The organism is Sulfitobacter undariae (assembly GCF_014196805.1).
GTDB classification, from domain to species: Bacteria; Pseudomonadota; Alphaproteobacteria; order Rhodobacterales; family Rhodobacteraceae; genus Sulfitobacter; species Sulfitobacter undariae.
In genome coordinates this window covers 34,039-49,931 of sequence record NZ_JACIEI010000007.1, presented here as the reverse complement: position 1 = coordinate 49,931, position 15,893 = coordinate 34,039, and the positions used below count along the sequence as shown (strand labels likewise).

The 15,893-nt window shown below is 55.6% G+C and carries 17 protein-coding genes; 8 read left to right on the top strand and 9 right to left on the bottom strand.

What is annotated here, in order from left to right; all coding sequences use genetic code 11:
- Positions 1-23: 23 nt before the first annotated feature.
- The gene (locus GGR95_RS11270) at positions 24-167 is read right to left on the bottom strand and encodes a hypothetical protein (protein WP_184565871.1); all 144 of its coding nucleotides are present in this window, start codon (positions 165-167) and stop codon (positions 24-26) included.
- Between the two features lie 63 nt (positions 168-230).
- Positions 231-1,232 carry a type I glyceraldehyde-3-phosphate dehydrogenase gene (gene gap, locus GGR95_RS11265; RefSeq protein ID WP_184565869.1) on the bottom strand — a complete coding sequence of 334 codons (1,002 nt, stop codon included), beginning with the start codon at positions 1,230-1,232 and terminating at the stop codon, positions 231-233.
- 195 nt (positions 1,233-1,427) lie between these two features.
- Between gap and GGR95_RS11260 the strand changes: the two genes are divergently transcribed.
- Positions 1,428-2,393 (top strand): DUF808 domain-containing protein, encoded by a 966-nt coding sequence (locus tag GGR95_RS11260; RefSeq protein ID WP_184565867.1) that lies wholly within the window; start codon positions 1,428-1,430, stop codon positions 2,391-2,393.
- A 73-nt stretch (positions 2,394-2,466) separates the two neighbouring features.
- Here the strand turns inward: GGR95_RS11260 and GGR95_RS11255 are convergent, their stop codons facing one another.
- Both GGR95_RS11255 and tkt read right to left on the bottom strand, forming a co-directional pair.
- Positions 2,467-2,640 (bottom strand): hypothetical protein, encoded by a 174-nt coding sequence (locus tag GGR95_RS11255; protein ID WP_184565865.1) that lies wholly within the window; start codon positions 2,638-2,640, stop codon positions 2,467-2,469.
- Positions 2,641-2,898: 258 nt separating this feature from the next.
- Complete coding sequence (tkt, locus tag GGR95_RS11250) at positions 2,899-4,914, bottom strand: transketolase (RefSeq protein ID WP_184565863.1); 2,016 nt, start codon at positions 4,912-4,914, stop codon at positions 2,899-2,901.
- Positions 4,915-5,157: 243 nt separating this feature from the next.
- Here tkt and GGR95_RS11245 point away from each other — a divergent pair, with 243 nt between their 5' ends.
- Both GGR95_RS11245 and GGR95_RS11240 read left to right on the top strand, forming a co-directional pair.
- On the top strand, positions 5,158-5,652 hold the full coding sequence (locus GGR95_RS11245) for a hypothetical protein (protein WP_184565861.1): 495 nt from the start codon (positions 5,158-5,160) through the stop codon (positions 5,650-5,652).
- Positions 5,652-6,044 (top strand): cell division protein ZapA, encoded by a 393-nt coding sequence (locus GGR95_RS11240; protein WP_184565859.1) that lies wholly within the window; start codon positions 5,652-5,654, stop codon positions 6,042-6,044. Before GGR95_RS11245 ends, GGR95_RS11240 begins: the two co-directional genes overlap by 1 nt.
- Positions 6,045-6,190: 146 nt before the next feature.
- Here the strand turns inward: GGR95_RS11240 and GGR95_RS11235 are convergent, their stop codons facing one another.
- From GGR95_RS11235 to GGR95_RS11220, 4 genes are all read right to left on the bottom strand, one after another.
- Entirely contained in the window at positions 6,191-7,045 is an 855-nt protein-coding gene (locus GGR95_RS11235; protein ID WP_184565857.1) for a DUF481 domain-containing protein, read from the bottom strand.
- A 175-nt stretch (positions 7,046-7,220) separates the two neighbouring features.
- Entirely contained in the window at positions 7,221-8,108 is an 888-nt protein-coding gene (locus GGR95_RS11230) for a LysR family transcriptional regulator (protein ID WP_184565856.1), read from the bottom strand.
- 167 nt (positions 8,109-8,275) lie between these two features.
- On the bottom strand, positions 8,276-8,638 hold the full coding sequence (gene grxD, locus GGR95_RS11225; RefSeq protein WP_184565854.1) for a Grx4 family monothiol glutaredoxin: 363 nt from the start codon (positions 8,636-8,638) through the stop codon (positions 8,276-8,278).
- A 109-nt stretch (positions 8,639-8,747) separates the two neighbouring features.
- Positions 8,748-8,984 carry a BolA family protein gene (locus tag GGR95_RS11220; RefSeq protein ID WP_184565852.1) on the bottom strand — a complete coding sequence of 79 codons (237 nt, stop codon included), beginning with the start codon at positions 8,982-8,984 and terminating at the stop codon, positions 8,748-8,750.
- Positions 8,985-9,123: 139 nt separating this feature from the next.
- Between GGR95_RS11220 and GGR95_RS11215 the strand changes: the two genes are divergently transcribed.
- The 5 genes from GGR95_RS11215 (at position 9,124) to GGR95_RS11195 (ending at position 15,082) form a co-directional block, all read left to right on the top strand.
- Positions 9,124-10,092, top strand: a complete 969-nt coding sequence (locus GGR95_RS11215; RefSeq protein WP_184565850.1) for an XdhC family protein — start codon at positions 9,124-9,126, stop codon at positions 10,090-10,092.
- Positions 10,089-11,078, top strand: a complete 990-nt coding sequence (locus GGR95_RS11210) for a molybdopterin-binding protein (protein WP_184565849.1) — start codon at positions 10,089-10,091, stop codon at positions 11,076-11,078. Before GGR95_RS11215 ends, GGR95_RS11210 begins: the two co-directional genes overlap by 4 nt.
- Positions 11,079-11,196: 118 nt before the next feature.
- Entirely contained in the window at positions 11,197-11,682 is a 486-nt protein-coding gene (locus GGR95_RS11205) for a (2Fe-2S)-binding protein (RefSeq protein ID WP_184565848.1), read from the top strand.
- 100 nt (positions 11,683-11,782) lie between these two features.
- Positions 11,783-14,155, top strand: a complete 2,373-nt coding sequence (locus tag GGR95_RS11200; protein ID WP_184565847.1) for a xanthine dehydrogenase family protein molybdopterin-binding subunit — start codon at positions 11,783-11,785, stop codon at positions 14,153-14,155.
- Between the two features lie 135 nt (positions 14,156-14,290).
- Positions 14,291-15,082: an FAD binding domain-containing protein gene (locus tag GGR95_RS11195; RefSeq protein ID WP_184565846.1), complete on the top strand. Its 792-nt coding sequence runs from the start codon at positions 14,291-14,293 to the stop codon at positions 15,080-15,082.
- Between the two features lie 127 nt (positions 15,083-15,209).
- Here GGR95_RS11195 and infC read toward each other — a convergent pair whose 3' ends face one another.
- Positions 15,210-15,671, bottom strand: a complete 462-nt coding sequence (infC, locus tag GGR95_RS11190) for a translation initiation factor IF-3 (protein WP_425506401.1) — start codon at positions 15,669-15,671, stop codon at positions 15,210-15,212.
- Positions 15,672-15,893 lie beyond the last annotated feature (222 nt).

Sequence of the window (15,893 nt, the reverse complement as noted above, 5' to 3'; positions counted from 1 at the left end):
GAATGATGGGGGAGCGTTGAGGCTTAGCGCCAGAAGGCCAGCCATTCGATCAGTTCGTTCATTTTCTTGGCAAGGAAAATACCATGTTCATTGCCGTAATAGATAAAATCGACAGCGATGACAGCGATGATCAGGAGGCCCAGCACAAAGGCGATACGGTTTGTCATGACGGGTCTGTCCTTTGCGAATTGCCTGCCCCTTTTAGAGCAGGCAAGGGATTCAAGCAAGGCTTAGACCAGTTTGCCCATCGCAGCAGCAACATCTGCCATGCGCACAGAGAAGGCCCATTCGTTGTCGTACCACGCCAGAACACGCACTGTGCGACCCGCGACAACAATTGTCTGGTCAGGGGCAAAGATGCAGCTGTGTTCAGTATGGCTAAAGTCGATGGAGACCTTCTTCTCGGGGTCATAGGCCATTACGCGTTTCATATGGCCTTCGGAAGCGGTTTTGGCAGCCAGATTGATCTCTTCAACGGTCACATCGCGTGAGGCGGTAAAGGTCAGGTCAACGGCGCTGACGTTTGGTGTTGGGACGCGCATGGCGGTGCCATCCAGCTTGCCTTTCAGCTCGGGCAATACTTCACCCAAGGCTTTTGCCGCACCTGTTGAGGTCGGGATGATTGCCATGGCGGCAGCGCGTGCGCGGTAAAGGTCTTTGTGGCGGCGGTCCAGCGTTGGTTGGTCGCCTGTATAGCTGTGAATGGTGGTCATCAGGCCACTTTCAATGCCTACCGCATCATTCATCACCTTCGCCAGCGGGGCAAGGCAGTTGGTGGTACAGGAACCGTTAGAGATCATCGTGTCTGACGCCAGCATCTCATGGTCATTCACACCAAAGACAATCGTGCGATCCACGTTTTTACCCGGTGCCGACAGAAGCACTTTCTTTGCGCCTTGTTCGATGTGGGTACGGGCTTTGTTGCCATCGTTAAACTGGCCAGTACATTCCAACACAACGTCACAACCGGACCAGTCCAGTTCTTCTAGGTTGTAGGTGGACATCACTTCGATGTCGTTCTGGCCAAGGTTCATATAGCCGTCATCAAGAGTGATGGTGTTCGGGAAACGCCCGTGCACAGAATCGTATTTCAGCATATGCGCTGCGGTCTCAATCGGGCCGGTGGCGTTCAGCTTGATCACCTGAATATCTTCGCGTGCAGATTGTGCGATGTGTGAAAGGGTGCAACGGCCGATGCGGCCAAATCCGTTGATGCCGACTTTGATGGTCATGAGGAGGCTCCTATGGCTCATAGTTTGAGCCTGCTATAGACGCCTGCTACCCCTTGGGGCTAGGGGCAATGCTGCGGAAAGCTTTCATGTTAGCGTTAAATGTTTAGGATAGCGGTAACATTTGACTACTGGGTCACATTGGCAATCCCCGCACACTGCACTAGCTTAGCACTCAAAGAAATACGGAGCGAATGAATGAGCGGATTGATTGCCTTGCTGGATGATGTGGCTGCCATTGCAAAAGTGGCGGCCTCCTCGATTGATGACGTCATTGGGCAGGCGACGAAAGCCTCGGCCAAAGCGGCGGGGGCGGTGATTGATGATGCTGCTGTAACGCCCAAATATGTGCAGGGTTTTGAGGCCTCGCGTGAATTGCCGATCATCTGGCGGATCACCAAAGGATCATTGCGCAACAAGCTGCTGTTTTTGCTGCCTGCGGGGCTGGCGTTGTCTGCTTTTGCGCCTTGGGCCATCGCGCCGCTGTTGATGCTGGGCGGCGCTTATCTGTGTTTTGAGGGCGCAGAGAAAATCGCGCATGTGCTGGGGTGGAGCAAAGGCCACGAAGATCATCCGGGCAAAGAAGAAACAATTTCCGATCCCGCCAAACTGGAAGAAGAAAAGGCCAAAGGCGCGATTAAAACCGACTTTATCCTGTCTGCCGAGATCATGACGATCTCGCTTGCCGCGATTCCCGATTCCAGTTTTTGGATGGAGGCCGCCACGTTGGCAGCCGTGGCCGTAATCATCACAATCGCAGTTTACGGGTCAGTTGCACTGATTGTAAAAATGGATGATCTGGGACTTGCCATGGCAAATCGCGGACGTCTGTCTGGCACCCGTGCCTTCGGGCGTGGTTTGGTCAAAGCCATGCCAGGATTTTTGCGCTTGCTGACGGTAGTTGGCACAGCCGCGATGCTATGGGTCGGCGGGTCAATTATCGTGCATGGGCTTGAAGTGATCGGTTTCGCCACACCTGCGCATATCATCAATGATGTTGCTGCTGCTGTTGCTGTGAAAGTACCCGAGGCGATGGCAGGATTTTCAGCTTGGTTGGCAAAAGCGGCGATAGACGGGGTGCTGGGAGTGGCTCTTGGCCTGTTGCTGATCCCACTGGGGGAAAAGCTGGTTACGCCATTGTGGCGCAAGGTTTTTTCCAAGTAATGTAGGAAAAGAAGTAAAAAGAAAACGTAAAACAGGCACCCGAGCGATCAGGGTGCCTGTTTTTATGTGTGGATTAGCTTTTGCGATCAACCATCTTGGCGGTCATGGTTGCAACGGCGAGGGCAGCCATGCCCAAATGTCCGTAGAGAACGTAGTTCAGAGCGATCTGGCCAAATGATTCACCAGCAAAAAGAGAGAGAATTGCGGCAACGCCGCCTGTCATAATTGCTGTCATCAAGTAGGCCATATTGTAACTCCATCGCTCGTTTAGGTTCATTGTCTAATTCTGTGCCTTAATCGTTAAGAATGAATTAATCCCGATCAAGACAAGCTTGTTTCTAGGAGGGTGGTATGGCCGAAGATGGCCCGAAATGTGGCGGAACTGGTACGAATTAAGTGTTTTACAGGATCAGACTGTTTTTTATTTGGAAACGAAAACGGCGGAACCTTGGAAAAGGTCCCGCCGATATCGTCAATCGTTTCCGATTTGGATTTAATGTGCTTATTACAGTAGGGCTTTTGCCTTTTCGGCAACATTGGCTGCCGTAATTCCGAACTTTTCAAACAGCTCTTCTGCCGGGGCAGAGGCGCCAAAACGGTCCATGCCGACAAAATCTGCTTTGCCCCATTTGCCGCGCTCACCCAGCAGCCATTGGTCCCAACCCTGACGTACGCCAGCTTCAACACCAACACGTACCGCACCACCGGGCAGAACCCGCTTGCGGTATGATTCGTCTTGCTGTGCGAACAGCTCCATACACGGCATGGACACCACACGTGTGCCGATGCCTTGGGCATGCAGCAGTTCGCGGGCTTCCATAGCGATGGACACTTCAGAACCAGTGGCGATCAGGATGACCTGACGTTTGCCCTCGGAATCCGCCAGCGTATAGGCGCCCATGGAGGTCAGGTTGTTGTTCTTATGCTCAAGGCGCACAGTCGGCAGTCCTTGGCGTGTCAAAGACAGAACAGAAGGTGTGCCTGTCTGGGTCAGGGCCACTTCCCAGGCTTCGGCGGTCTCAATTGTATCCGCAGGGCGGAACACCAGCGTGTTGGGCGTGGCGCGGCTGATTGCCAGATGCTCAACGGGTTGGTGGGTTGGGCCATCTTCGCCCAGACCGATGCTGTCATGAGTCATGACATAGACAACAGGCACCTGCATCAACGCCGACAGGCGCATTGCAGGGCGCGCGTAATCGGTGAAACACATGAACGTACCAGAATAGGGGCGTACACCGCCGTGCAGCGCCATACCGTTCATAGCAGAGGCCATACCGTGCTCGCGGATGCCCCAATAGACATAACGCCCGCCACGGTTGTCCAGATCGAACACACCCAGATCAGCAGTCTTGGTGTTGTTGGAGCCTGTAAGGTCAGCCGAGCCGCCCACAGTTTCGGGCATGATCGGGTTGATCACTTCCAACACTTTTTCCGAGGCGGCACGGGTGGCCAGCTTGGGCGCTGTTTCGGTGATCTGCTTTTTGAACGCTTTGATGGTCGCGCTCAGTTTCTTGGGGGCTTCCAGCGCCAAGGCACGGTTGAACGTTTCGCGTTTGTTGCCAGCGATTTTGGCAAAACGCTCTTGCCAATCTGCGCGAGCTTCGGACCCACGGCTGCCGATGGCTTCCCATGCGGATTTGATATCGGCAGGGATGTCGAAAGGTGCTGCTGTCCAGCCCCATGCTTCTTTCGCAGCAACCATCTGGGCGGGATCGGTCAACGCGCCGTGGCCCTTTGAGGTATCCTGCGCCGCGTGGCCCAAAGCGATATGCGTTTTGCAGGCAATCATGCTGGGCGTGTCGGTTTTCTTGGCAGCGGTCAGCGCGGCGTCGATCTGATCGGGGTTGTGGCCGTCGATTTCCTGAACATCCCATCCCGCAGCACGGAAACGCGCAACTTGGTCGGATGTATCGGAGAGGGTCACAGGACCGTCGATGGTGATATTGTTATTGTCCCACATGACAATCAGCTTGCTCAGCTTGTGACGGCCCGCAAGGGTGATTGCCTCTTGGCTAACACCTTCCATCAGGCAACCATCGCCCGCGATGACATATGTATGGTGATCCACAATCTTGGAGCCATAAGTGGCGCGCTGGATTTCCTCGGCCATGGCAAAGCCAACCGAATTGGCAATACCCTGACCCAGCGGGCCCGTGGTGGTTTCAATCGCATCCGCAAGGAAGTTCTCGGGGTGGCCCGCTGTGCGTGCGCCCATTTGGCGGAAGTTGCGGATTTGCTCGATCGGGAATTGGGCGTCGCCGACAAGGTGCAGCAGGGAGTAGATCAACATCGATCCGTGGCCTGCAGACAGGATAAAGCGGTCACGGTCAGGCCATGTCGGTGTGGCCGCATCAAATTTCAGGTGGTTCTGAAATAGCACTGTGGCAACATCCGCCATGCCGATGGGCATGCCAGAGTGGCCAGAGTTTGCTTGGGCAACGGCATCCAGTGTCAGCGCACGAATTGCGGTGGCTTTGGACCAGTGATCGGGGTTGGCTGTTTGAAGGGCTTTAAGATCCACGCGGCAGGGCTCCTGTGCAAGGTGAAATGCGTTTGCAAGGGTCAATATCAGGGTAGGGCGAAAGATCAAGCACGGCAGATGCGGGCGGCACGATGGTTTGGGTGAAGTTTCAACGGCAAGTTGCTGTTCTCAAAGGGGGGCAGTATTTTACTGCTGCTTTAGGTAGGATTGCAGGAATATCTGGCATGAACCGATTCGCGTGTTGTAAAGATCGGTGTGCAAGACAGTGAGTGAGAGAGGCATATGAGCGATATCGAAGAACTTCAGCGGCGCATCACCGCTGCAATGGATCAAGTCGCGTTTGGTTTGGCAAAATTGGGTACTGCGGCACCCGCAGGCCCCGATGAGGAAACCACACGCCTTCTGGAAGAAGAACGGACTGCCAATGCGCAGCTTCAAGAACGTGTGCGCAGCTTGCGGACCAAATCCGAAGCAGAGAATGCCGCTTTGCGTGCACAACTGGACGAAAGGGAGGCCCGTATGGGCCAACTGGACATCGAGCTGCAACGTGTGCGCCGCGCGAATGCAGAGTTGGCCAACGCCTGTGCTGCCTTACGCGATGCAAATGCCGAAGGCGTAGGTGACGCGGATTTGATCAACAAAGCGCTGCTGGCAGAGCTGGAAGGCCTTCGTGCGTCCCGAGCTGCCGATGTGGCAGAAGCATCTGCTATTCTAGCCAGCCTGCAACCGCTTGTGGATGCCGGATCAACTGCCCAGAGCCAACAGGAGGACGTGTAATGCCAGAGATCAAGATTGCTATTGGCGGACGTTATTTTGACGTGGCCTGTCAGGAGGGCGAGGAAAGCTATCTGCATTCCGCAGCCAAAATGCTGGACGACGAAGCGCAGGTTTTGGCAGATGCTGTCGGGCGTATGCCAGAGGCACGGATGCTGCTGATGGCGGGTTTGATGCTGGCCGATAAAACCGCAAGCGTCGAAGACAAGATCGCGGAAGTGCGGGCAGAGTTGGCCGAGCGTGAAGCCGAGCTTGAAGGGCTACGCAATGTTGTTGTTGAGCCTGAGCGGATTGAAGTGCCCGTTGTGCCGCAATCGGTGACGGACACTTTGGCAGAGATCGCAGCACGCGCCGAATCTCTTGCCGCTGAAGTAGACGAAAAGCTCGGCGGTTAGCCGAGCTTTTGTCAAATAACCAAGTAGGGAGGATGTAATTCCCCGTCCTCCCTAAGTAACCAGTTAAAAAACTCGTTAACTCTCCCCCTTGGCATTGCTGGGCAACAGGATGCCGAGGAGGAGTACTCGTTACTATCTCTTAACTCTTAGAAGCCGAGAACCAGTGACACACCAAGGGTGTTGTCTGTGGATTTCAGGCCCGCTGCTGGGTCAGAGTTATACTCGGTGCGATAGCTCACACGTGTGGACAGGTTGTTGGACATTTTAAAGTTCACGCCTGCATCGTTAGATACGATTGTGTTGATGTCCGACCCCAAAACATCAGTGTCCATTGTGAAGGATACAGTGTCGTTGATGCCGTGGAAGTAACGCGATGTGGCGATGAAGCCGACTTCGGTTTCAGATGTGCCGGTCACGTCTTTGAAGTAACGCACACCGGGGCCTGCTTGAACGCGCCATGTTTGGTTCGGGTTGTTCAACACACGGTAACCGGGACCAAAGCCCAAGAACGCGTCAGTTGTCGAACCGTCATACCCAACGCCAGCAGCGTCTGTCAGATAGCCGTCATATTCGAAACGCGCCACGCCAAAAGCATAGAGGCTTGGTGTGAAGTAGCGGCTACCTTCATAGGTCGCAAAGAATTTTTCTTCGCTTTTGGTGCCATTGGATTCGCCATATTCAGCAGCAAAGCCAAACAGGTGGTTCCAGTCCCCTACGCCATATGTCAAACGGCCCGCGCCAGAGACTTCGCCGGTGTCAGTATTGCCGGATGTGCCAGAAGCCGTCAGAGCGAAAGACCCGCGCCAGCCTTGTGCCACACCATTGGGGCCAAAGCGGTCGGCGTCATTGCCGCGTGCGATGTCTGTGTTTACGTCATCTGTGATGTCGTCAATCTGATCATTCAGCGCTTCAACGCCTGTGATGCGGTTTTGCGCCATTGCAGGTGCGGCAACCATGAGTGCCAGTGCAGATACAGTGGCGAATTTCATGAGAGTGTTCATAGATCATTCCCTTTCGAGAGTTTGTTCCGTCATCTGGCCTAGTGCCCTACGATCGGCAGCATCTCTGCTAAGGGTGGTCTAAATGAGTTGTTTAGATGAGTGAAATTCGAATAAATCATGTATAAGATGAGTATTTAGAATTTGTAATTGATTAGATGAGACCAGTTTGCTGCCTTCACATCAGGCTAAGCAGTTCCGTCATAGAACCTTGTTCTTTTTCAGTAGTTTGCGCGACTTGCACCAAGGCGCGGCGTGCAGCTTCGGCCAATTCGACATCAATGTCGTCGCGCCAGACGACCCACGCAGGGTAGGGGAAATGTGGTGCATCCGCCACAACATGTAGATTTCCGCTGTCCAAGCGGCGCTTGATTACACGCGCAGGTAGATATGCTTTGGCATGGCGGTTCATGATATAGTCGGCAGCCAGCGCCCCGAGACCCATGGTCAGGCCTGAATTGGTCAAATGGGGCAGGGATAATGCGTGGGCATGGGTGAATTCCGCGCCCCAATCGACAAAAACATAATCGCTCGCATCTGCTGCGGTGGCATTGGGATAAGACGAAACCATAATCAAATCATCCTCCAGCGCCTCTTCGATGATTAATCCGGGGCGCAGTTGTGGCGTGTACATCACCGCCACTTGAATAAGCCCCTCGACAAGAAAACGTGTCAAACGGTCTGGCATCCCCAATTCCGTACGCAAACTCAGATCAGGCAGATCGGCCTGCAAGCGGTCCAACCATTGGAATCCCAAGCGCGGCCAAAGCGAATATTGCGCGCCAATGGTCAAGGCACGGCTATAGCCTTCGGGAATCGCAATTTGCTGGCGCGCTTCCTCCCAGATTTTGATGAGGCTGAGAGCATAAGTTTTGAACTGTTCGCCCGCAGGCGTCAGAATCGCCCCTGATTTTGAACGGGTGAATAGGGGATGACCCAGACTGTCTTCTAATCGTTGGATGCGCAGACTGACCGCTGATTGGGTGACAAACAACCGGTCACAGGCGGCGATAAAGGAACCCGTATTTGCGACTTCGATGAAGGTTCTGATTAAGGTGATATCCATTCGGCACATCCTTGAGTAACTGTCGTTTCAAGGGGCAGTCATATGGGATTCACTGCATTCACGATAGCTGCAATCTGAACGTGGCTGAAATCTGAAGATGACAATGCGCATAAAAAAACGCACCCCAAAGTGAGGTGCGTTTCAGAATGTTATGTTGCGAAGGGGCTTTAGGCGTTGGCTTCGCGAATCTTTTCTGCAGCGTCTTTATCAAACTCAACGCCGTTTTCGGTGAACAGCGTATCCAGCTCGCCTGACATGGTCATCTCGGTGATGATGTCACAGCCGCCGACAAATTCACCTTTGACATAAAGCTGCGGGATCGTCGGCCAATCAGAAAAATCCTTGATGCCTTGGCGCAGGGTTTCATCCGCCAGCACGTTTACATCGGCAAAGTTCACGCCCATGTAGTTCAGCACACCAGCCACACGTGACGAAAACCCGCATTGCGGCATTTCTTTGGTGCCTTTCATAAACAGGACCACATCATTGCTGGCCACAGTGTCTTTGATTTGCGTGGAAGCGTCGCTCATTTGGTTTTCCTTACAGGTACGGTGCGTTTTTGGGGTGTCATCGCTTTATGCGCCACTGCGATCAGGGCCAGCGATACAAGTGATACGAATGTGGTGAGGATCAGGGGCATTATTCTGGTACCTTTGTTGTCAGGGCTAGGGCGTGAAGGTCGCCGCTGCTGCCGTCCATTTTACCTTTCAGGGCTGCATAAACAGCACGCTGTTGCTGAACGCGGTTTTTGCCGCGAAAGCTCTCGTCTACTACCATGGCCGACATATGCACGCCGTCATTCCCCTCGACCACGATCTGCGCATCGGGAAAGGTTTCGCGCAAAAGCGTTTCAATCTCGCGGGCGTCCATTGGCATGTCGGGTCTCCATTTCCGGTGTCGTTGTGTAAGATGTAGTAGGCGTAGGCGCTGCGTGCAAGGGAGCAAGATGTCTCCTTGCACATATGCGCGGATTGTCAGACCCTATGTAGGACATTCGTTGAGGAAGGCCAGACAGATGCAAATGATTTCAGGCGCCCCCGAACAGGCGCTGGCATGGATCGCAGACGGGCAGGGCGCAGCCCTTGCCACGGTGGTTAACACATGGGGATCGGCGCCGCGCCGTGTGGGCGCGCAAATGGTTGTTTCATCCAGCGGTGCCATGGAGGGGTCTGTGTCAGGTGGCTGTGTCGAAGGCGCTGTTGTGCTCGAAGCGCTGGAGGCGTTGGAAGACGGCACACCCAAACTGTTGGAATACGGAGTTAGTGATGGCGATGCTTTTGCCGTGGGTTTGGCCTGTGGCGGCACCATCCGCGTGTTGGTGGAACCTGTGGGTGCAGGCGGTATGCCTTTGGAGATGCTGCGCGATTTGGTCACTGAACGTGCGGCGCGCAGGCCCGTTGCCTATGAGGTTGCATTGGATGGCAGCCACCGTGCGTTGGTTGATGTGGGGCATGAAGTGCGCTTTCGGATGGACCGCTCTGGCATAGAAGAAGACGGCAACACCTTTGTTGCTATTCACAATCCGCCTTTGCGGCTGGTGGTGGTTGGCGGCGTGCATATCGCCCAAGCCTTGGTGCCGATGGCGCGGCTGGCGGGGTTTGATCCTATTGTCGTGGACCCGCGTGAGGCGTTTGGATCAGCGGCACGGTTCCCTGACGCAAAAGTGATCAATGATTGGCCGGACGTCGCGCTGGAAACCATAGGCGTAGACAGCCGCTGTGCGTTGGTGCTGTTGACCCATGATCCGAAACTGGATGATCCTGCGCTGCACATCGGCTTGCGTTCACAGGCATTTTACATCGGGGTGCTGGGATCAAAGCGCACCCATGCGTCGCGCTGTGATCGTCTGGCCGAGGCGGGGTTTGACGCGGCTGCAATCGCGCGCATCAACGGACCTGTTGGTGTGAACATCGGGGCATCTGGTCCTGCGGAAATTGCCGTGGCGGTCTTGGCGCAGATGATCGAAACCCTGCGCATAGCATGAGGTTTGGTCCACGCCCTACTGCTGATGCGCTTGGCTGTGTGCTGGCCCATTCCGTGGCGTTGCCCGACGGGCGCCTGCGCAAGGGATTGGTGTTGGAGGCGGACCATATCGCCACGCTTGAGGCGGCTGGGATTGCCGAAGTCATCGTTGCCGCGCTGGAGCAAGGTGATGTGGCCGAAGATGCCGCCGCTGATGCGTTGGCAGATGCGTTGATGCAGGGCAGCACAGGCCTGCGGCGCAGCAAAGCCTTCACGGGGCGCGTGAACCTGATTGCACATGGCGCAGGTGTGGCTGTTTTGGATGTCGCGGCTTTGGATGCGGTCAATGGTGGGGACCCGATGATCACGGTCGCAACCGTTCCACCGCATCACCAGTTGCGCAAAGGCGATCTGGTCGCAACGATCAAGATTATTTCTTATGCGGTGCCTCAGGTCGGGCTGGATGCTGCGGTGCGTGCTGCCAGCGGTGCCATCCAATTGGCCGCCCCTGCCTTGGACCGCGCCACATTGATCATCACCGAAATCGCGGGCGGTGCAGGTGATAAGGGCCGCGCCGCGATAGAAGACCGCCTGACCGCCCTTGATGTGGCGCTGGACGCCGTGGAGGTGGTGCCCCACCGCACCGCTGATTTATGCACTGCGATCAAACGCGCGAAAACGCCGCTGATCTTGGTTCTTACAGGGTCGGCCACCTCTGATATTCATGATGTCGCGCCCAGTGCGCTGGTGGCTGCGGGAGGCGAAATCGTCCGTTTTGGCATGCCTGTTGATCCGGGGAATCTGTTATTCTTGGGTCGGCGTGGCACGCAGCAGGTCATCGGCCTGCCGGGCTGTGCACGCTCGCCTGCGTTGAATGGGGCAGATTGGGTGCTGGCGCGGGTGGTCTGCGGCATAGACGTCACTGCACGTGATGTTGCGGCTATGGGCGTGGGGGGCTTGCTCAAAGAAATACCCTCGCGGCCGCAACCGCGCAGACCGCGCCGCTAGATAGCGGCCTCTAATCTTGTAACATATTGCGTCAAGATAAAATTTTTGTTCTCAACTTGGCGTTGTCGTGTTTAACTTGTCCCATGGATACCGAAATGGGAAGCCTAGGAGGATACGAATGACCGAAGTAAAGATGACCGTGAACGGCAAAGCCGCATCGGGCAATGTGGAGGGGCGCACCTTGCTGGTGCAGTTCCTGCGCGAAGACATGGGCCTGACAGGCACGCATGTGGGCTGTGACACAAGCCAATGTGGCGCTTGTGTGGTGCACGTGAACGGCGAAGCTGTGAAATCTTGCACCATGCTGGCGGTCGAAGCGCAAGGCGCCGAAGTTTCCACCATCGAGGGGCAAGCAGCACCAGATGGCACGTTGAACACCATCCAGCAGGCGTTTCAGGATCACCACGGTCTGCAATGTGGTTTTTGTACTCCGGGCATGGTGATGTCTGCGGCGGCGCTGCTCAAAGATAACCCAAAGCCGACAGAATCCGATGTGCGCCACTATCTAGACGGCAATATCTGCCGCTGCACGGGCTACCATAACATCGTCAAGGCGATCATGGCGGCATCCGGTCAGGACGTCAGCGCAATCGCTGGCGAATAATCAGCCAGTTGCCCGCGGGGAGGCGGGCGGCAAGCTTGGCGGAATTTTCCGCAGATTATGCTTGGTGTGTCAGGGACATGCCGTTTAGGGAGGAATTGAAATGCCAAAGGACAGTGGAATCGGCGCCAGCAGCAAGCGGCGCGAAGACATCCGGTTTTTGACCGGAGAAGGCAACTATACCGATGATATCAACGTAAACGGGCAGGCCTATGTCTATTTCCTGCGCTCCGATATCGCACATGGCACGCTGGACAGCGTAGACACTTCTGCTGCTGAAGGCATGGAAGGCGTTGTGCGCATTTTCACAGGCGCGGATTTTGAGGCGGTCGGGTCGGTCCCTTGCGGATGGCAGATCACCGACAAACACGGCGAACCAATGCAAGAGCCGCGCCATCCGGTGCTGGCCCATGGCAAAGTCCGCCATGTAGGGGAACCGATTGCCGCTGTGGTTGCTGAAACCCTTGAGCAAGCCCGCGATGCCGCCGAGGCGATTGAAGTAGAAATTTCCGAGCTGCCAGCCGTTGTGAATATGAAAGACGCGGTGAAAGCCGATGCGCCCAAAGTCCACGATGATCTGACATCAAACCTATGTTATGATTGGGGTTTCGTTGAGGAAAACAAAGGCGCGGTGGATCAGGCGTTTAAAGAGGCGGCCCATGTGACCACTCTGGAACTGGTCAACAACCGCCTTGTCGCCAACCCGATGGAGCCGCGCGTGGCCGTGGGGGATTATTCACGCGGTACGGGCGATTATACACTCTTCACCACCAGCCAGAACCCCCATGTGATCCGTCTGCTGATGGGCGCGTTTGTCTTAGGCATCCCTGAGCACAAGCTGCGGGTTGTAGCACCCGATGTGGGCGGCGGATTTGGCACCAAAATCTTCCACTATCAGGAAGAAGCATTTGTCACCTTTGCGGCAAAAGCCTGTAACCGCGCTGTTAAATGGACGTCGTCGCGCTCAGAGGCGTTTATGTCAGACGCCCATGGCCGCGATCACGTCACCAAGATCGAACTGGCGCTGGATGCGGAACACAACTTTACCGCCCTGCGCACGGATACCTATGCCAACATGGGCGCGTATCTGAGCACCTTCGCGCCGTCGGTGCCCACATGGCTGCACGGCACGTTGATGGCGGGGAACTATAAGACGCCGCTGATCTATGTGAACGTCAAGGCGGTGTTTACCAATACCGTGCCAGTGGATGCTTACCGTGGCGCTGGCCGTCCCGAGGCGACGTATCAATTGGAACGTCTGGTGGATAAGGCTGCGCATGAGTTGGGTGTTGATCCGATCAAACTGCGCCGCCAGAATTTCATCATGGAGTTCCCCTATGCCACGCCTGTCGCCGTCGAATATGACACGGGCGATTATGTGGCCACGATGGACAAGCTGGAAGAGATGGCCGACATTGGTGGGTTCGCCGCACGGCGCAAAGCGTCTGAGGCCAAGGGCAAACTGCGCGGCTTTGGCGTGAACTGCTACATTGAGGCTTGTGGCATCGCGCCGTCAAACCTTGTGGGGCAGTTGGGCGCACGTGCGGGCCTGTTCGAAAGCTGCACAGTGCGTGTGAATGCCACGGGTGGTTTGGTGGTCATGACAGGCAGCCACAGCCACGGGCAGGGGCATGAGACGTCCTTTTCCCAAGTGGTCGCCGATATGATCGGTATCCCCGAAGACATGGTTGAGGTGGTGCACGGTGATACAGCAAATACGCCGATGGGCATGGGCACCTACGGGTCACGGTCTTTGGCTGTTGGTGGCTCTGCCATGGTTCGCGCAACCGAGAAAATCATCGCCAAAGCCAAAAAGATCGCCAGCCATTTGCTGGAAGCCTCGGAAGGGGATGTCGAGCTGAAGGATGGCGCATTCACGGTCGCTGGTACGGATAAATCCGTGGCTTGGGGGGATGTGACGTTGGCCGCCTATGTGCCGCATAACTATCCTCTGGAAGAGATTGAGCCCGGTTTGGAAGAGACCGCGTTTTATGATCCGTCCAACTTCACCTATCCGTCTGGCGCCTATGCTTGCGAAGTTGAGCTGGACCCTGAAACGGGTCAGGTCACGATTGAGCGGTTCTCGGCTGCGGATGATTTTGGCAATATCGTCAATCCGATGATTGTGACAGGCCAGGTGCATGGCGGTCTGGCGCAGGGCATCGGGCAGGCATTGCTGGAAAATTGTGCGTATGACAGCGATGGCCAGTTGTTGAGCGCAAGTTACATGGATTATGCCATGCCGCGTGCGACGGATGTGCCATTCTATGATGTGGATCATTCGTGCCAGACACCTTGCACGCACAACCCCTTGGGGGTGAAAGGCTGTGGCGAGGCAGGGGCCATCGGATCGCCGCCAGCGGTGGTTAACGCGGTTCTGGATGCGATGCGGTCAGGGGGCAGTACTGTTGATCACATCGACATGCCCGTATCACCACACCGAGTGTGGGAGGCGATGAACGGTTCTGGCGTTTGAACGGGGCTGTGCCCTCCTTCAGGCCATGTGCCAAATGAAAAGTTGGAGGGCGCAAGCGCTCATGAGTTTAGAGGCAAAATGAAGCAAGGGGTCAGGGCCTGAAGGGGCTGACCACCGAGCTGAAAGGAAAAGAAGATGTATAATTTTGACGTTGAAATGCCTTCTACGATTGCGGATGCAGTCACGGCACTGGCGCGCGACGAAGCGCAACCGCTGAGCGGCGGGCAGACTTTGATCCCGACGCTAAAGGCGCGGCTGGCGGCACCCTCTGTATTGGTATCGCTGCACGGGATCGCCGAGATGAAGGGAGTGTCGGCGCAAGACGGTACTGTCACGATTGGCGGCGCCACCACGCATGCGACTGTGGCGGGCGAGGTGGCGGATGCCTATCCTGCGTTGGCATCGCTGGCAGGGCGGATCGGCGATCCTGCCGTGCGCAACCGGGGCACCATTGGCGGGTCTGTCGCCAACAATGATCCTTCTGCGTGCTACCCTGCCGGTGTCTTGGCTTCGAACGGAACGGTTGTGACCAACACCCGCGAAATCGCGGCGGATGACTATTTTCTAGGCATGTTTGAGACCGCTTTGGAAGAGGGCGAGATCGTCACAGCGGTGAAGTTCAAAATTCCTGAGGCCGCGCACTATGAAAAGCACTTGCAGCCTGCATCGCGGTTTCCGCTGGTGGCTGTGTTTGTCGCCAAGTTTGCCGATGGCGTGCGCGTAGCAGTCACGGGCGCTTCGGAAAACGGTGTGTTCCGTTGGACCGAAGCCGAGACCGCGCTGAGCGCTGATTTCTCGGTTGAGGCTGTGGCGGGTTTGAAGGCCGACGGGTCCAGCATGATCAGTGATCTGCACGGGTCAGGTGCCTACCGTGCGCATCTGGTGGGGGTGATGACCAAACGCGCGGTTGCTGCGATCAACGCCTAACCAAAGTCGCGGCCATGCAGGGATGTGTGGCCGCACGTTGGCTGAAATGAAAAATATACTGGCACAAATGCAAAACGCCCCGAACCAAAAGGAACGAGGCGTTTGAAGATAAACTGCGTTTAACAGGTTATTTGGCGGGCAGCGGGCCGATCAGCATGACCATTTGGCGACCTTCCATTTTCGGAAAGTTTTCAACTTTGCCAAAGTCTTTGGTGTCGGCTGCAACACGTTCCAGCAGCTCGCGGCCGAGGTTCTGGTGTGCCATTTCGCGGCCACGGAAACGCAGGGTGATTTTCACCTTGTCGCCGTTTGCCAGAAATTTGAAAACGTTACGCATTTTGATTTCATAGTCGCCGCTGTCGGTATTCGGGCGGAACTTGATTTCTTTGATCTCAATGATCTTTTGCTTTTTACGCGCTTCGGCTTCGCGTTTTTGCGTCTCGTATTTGAACTTGCCGAAATCCATGATTTTACACACGGGCGGGTTGGCATTGGGAGAAATCTCTACCAGATCCAGTCCTGCCTCTTCCGCCATGACCATAGCGCGCGTAGGCGTCACGACGCCGACGTTTTCGCCGTCTGCGCCAATCAGGCGAATTTCGTTTGAGCGGATGTTTTCATTGACGCGCGGGCCGGTGTCACGTTGCGGCGGTGCGTTATGGGGTCTGCGAGCGATGATGATCGTCCTTTGATAGTTGAATTACAGATTTCACAAGGTAGCCATCTGTTAGCGGTCCTTCAAGTTCAAAATCACCTTGTGTTGCTGCGATTTTGTACGTTTTCCCCTTGTGCTAGGGTAAACTGTTGCGCA

Excerpts from the sequence above, each read along its gene's own strand:
- GGR95_RS11270 (WP_184565871.1), bottom strand. The coding sequence starts at position 167 with ATGACAAACCGTATCGCCTTTGTGCTGGGCCTCCTGATCATCGCTGTC.
- GGR95_RS11195 (WP_184565846.1), top strand. The coding sequence starts at position 14,291 with ATGTATAATTTTGACGTTGAAATGCCTTCTACGATTGCGGATGCAGTC.
- GGR95_RS11230 (WP_184565856.1), bottom strand. The coding sequence starts at position 8,108 with ATGGATATCACCTTAATCAGAACCTTCATCGAAGTCGCAAATACGGGT.
- GGR95_RS11215 (WP_184565850.1), top strand. The coding sequence starts at position 9,124 with ATGCAAATGATTTCAGGCGCCCCCGAACAGGCGCTGGCATGGATCGCA.
- GGR95_RS11255 (WP_184565865.1), bottom strand. The coding sequence starts at position 2,640 with ATGGCCTACTTGATGACAGCAATTATGACAGGCGGCGTTGCCGCAATT.
- GGR95_RS11245 (WP_184565861.1), top strand. The coding sequence starts at position 5,158 with ATGAGCGATATCGAAGAACTTCAGCGGCGCATCACCGCTGCAATGGAT.
- GGR95_RS11220 (WP_184565852.1), bottom strand. The coding sequence starts at position 8,984 with ATGCCAATGGACGCCCGCGAGATTGAAACGCTTTTGCGCGAAACCTTT.
- gap (WP_184565869.1), bottom strand. The coding sequence starts at position 1,232 with ATGACCATCAAAGTCGGCATCAACGGATTTGGCCGCATCGGCCGTTGC.
- GGR95_RS11200 (WP_184565847.1), top strand. The coding sequence starts at position 11,783 with ATGCCAAAGGACAGTGGAATCGGCGCCAGCAGCAAGCGGCGCGAAGAC.
- grxD (WP_184565854.1), bottom strand. The coding sequence starts at position 8,638 with ATGAGCGACGCTTCCACGCAAATCAAAGACACTGTGGCCAGCAATGAT.
- GGR95_RS11235 (WP_184565857.1), bottom strand. The coding sequence starts at position 7,045 with ATGAACACTCTCATGAAATTCGCCACTGTATCTGCACTGGCACTCATG.
- GGR95_RS11210 (WP_184565849.1), top strand. The coding sequence starts at position 10,089 with ATGAGGTTTGGTCCACGCCCTACTGCTGATGCGCTTGGCTGTGTGCTG.
- GGR95_RS11260 (WP_184565867.1), top strand. The coding sequence starts at position 1,428 with ATGAGCGGATTGATTGCCTTGCTGGATGATGTGGCTGCCATTGCAAAA.
- GGR95_RS11205 (WP_184565848.1), top strand. The coding sequence starts at position 11,197 with ATGACCGAAGTAAAGATGACCGTGAACGGCAAAGCCGCATCGGGCAAT.
- GGR95_RS11240 (WP_184565859.1), top strand. The coding sequence starts at position 5,652 with ATGCCAGAGATCAAGATTGCTATTGGCGGACGTTATTTTGACGTGGCC.